This window comes from Microcystis wesenbergii FACHB-1317, from assembly GCF_014696875.1.
GTDB lineage: Bacteria > Cyanobacteriota > Cyanobacteriia > Cyanobacteriales > Microcystaceae > Microcystis > Microcystis wesenbergii_A.
Map to the genome: position 1 here is coordinate 1 of NZ_JACJQV010000016.1, position 1871 is coordinate 1871.

Annotated in this window: 1 protein-coding gene; it reads right to left on the minus strand. The window is 40.8% G+C overall.

All coding sequences use genetic code 11. From position 1 onward, the window contains the following. Positions 1–145: 145 nt before the first annotated feature. On the minus strand, positions 146–1702 hold the full coding sequence (locus H6F92_RS00265) for a CPBP family intramembrane glutamic endopeptidase (RefSeq protein WP_190356387.1): 1557 nt from the start codon (positions 1700–1702) through the stop codon (positions 146–148). Between the last annotated feature and the right edge of the window lie 169 nt (positions 1703–1871).

Genomic DNA, 1871 nt, shown 5'->3' on the forward strand with positions numbered 1-1871 from the left:
CTGTGTAAGACAGTACATGGTTTTTTAACTGTGGTATGCGACGGTGGTGGAAGCAGAAACTTAAATCGTGAGGTTTAGGAATCGCCGCACTTTTAGGGCGGCGAGGATGTCAACTCTAGGCTACCCCGAAAACCAGAGACTTCACCTAACCCGCACCGCTGCCCAATAAAAATAAACTTAACAGGGTGCCACCATTCCAGAGACTATGAACCAACATCGAGGATAATAAATTTTTCGAGCGGGTGTAAACAAAGCCAAGAACACAACCTAGGACGGTTAAAGGCAGCACTTCTGACAAATTTTGGTGAGCAAGGGCAAAAATCAAACTACTAAGAGCAATCGCACCCCAAACAGGCAGATAACGAGTCAAAGAAGCTAGTAAAAAGCCGCGAAAGACAATTTCCTCGAAAAAAGGAGCGGCAAGAGAAGCAGTAAAGCCAAAACAGATTAAAGCGAAAGTATTCTGGGATTCTAGGGCTAAAGTCAGCAGCGGGTTACTACCCCCTTGTCCTTGCCAAATTAGTTGATTGAGCAAAGAAACGATAATAACGAGGGGTAAAGCGACGAAATAGCCGGCTAATCCCCAGAGGAGCCAAGGACTAAAGAGTTTAAAACGAAACCAATCGGGAGGTAAAGGGCGAAAAGGCTTGATTGCTAGATATAAAACCGATAAACTGCTCACTGTTAAGGCTAAATAACTAACTACAACGTATATTGCTTTAGCTTCTAGGTTAAATTTTTCGGGATTGAGACTCAAGAAACTCGATAAAATCGCAAAAATTCCTGGTAAAACAATTTGTCCGACGAAAAAGAAACCGATAATTATTCCCCACCAGAGGGTTTCTCCTCCCCACTTAGTTTGCCAAGCGAGACTATCATCTAAAAAGAGCAGCGCTCGCTGTTGACGGAGAAGCCACTGCACTAATAAAAAGATCAACAGCACAAAACCGATTAAACCGCCGATAAGAGGCAACAAAGCCACTAAAATTAGTTTAATTAACGCATTAGCCGCTACTTCACTCTGTTTTTCCTCTAAAGCGAGTAAATCCTCTTGACGATTTTCGAGACTATATAATTTTTCCAGAATGGTATAACGGAACCATCCTTGAAAATTGCGATCGATTCTCGCTTCAGCATCGGCAGCAATTTCGGGGGGTTCACTGTACAATCCCTCTAACAGCAGCGCATTTCGTAAAATAGCAGGTTTATAGTTCTCAAATGCTGATTTTTCCTTGATGTCTTGCCAGATTTGCCGTGCTGAATCCAAGTCACCTTGACTAGCTTGAATGAGACTTAATTTCAGTTCTAAATCCTTTAGGGAATTGATTTCCCGCTCAAGGGATTTTTTTTGTTCGGGATTAACTGCTGATTTTTTTAGTTCGGTGATTGTTTTTTTGGCACTTTTCTGGGCGGATAAATACTGTTCCTCGGCAGTGGTATAAGTATCTTCACCAATCAGGGAAGTTTGCATTAATTTAAGATTAGCAAATTCCTCGCTATTAGGATCAGCATCGGTGCTTAGAGTCGTAGCTTGTAGGTTGAGATTGGTTTGATATAGTTGAATATTAGATTGGATTTGAGGCTGATTAACACTGGAAATTAAAGCTGTAACCACTGGAGTTAAGGCAATAATTGTTAAGACAAAAGCGATCGCTTGTTTGAGACTTTGCCAAGGGAGTTTTTTTGAGAAATTATCGAACATGAAAATAGTTAAGTGGGAGTTAGAGGTTAGCTGATGGAGTGATGGGGATTGGGTGATAAGCTTTTACGCATTTAAGTTACATTGACAGCATTACCCTTATTTTTAAGTTTTCTACTCCATTTAATAATCAATCCCCCTTCATTTAAAAGCTGATTGACTACTTTTTCCA

Bases quoted from the DNA above. Each gene is read 5' to 3' on its own strand.
- H6F92_RS00265 (WP_190356387.1), bottom strand. From the start codon at position 1,702: ATGTTCGATAATTTCTCAAAAAAACTCCCTTGGCAAAGTCTCAAACAA.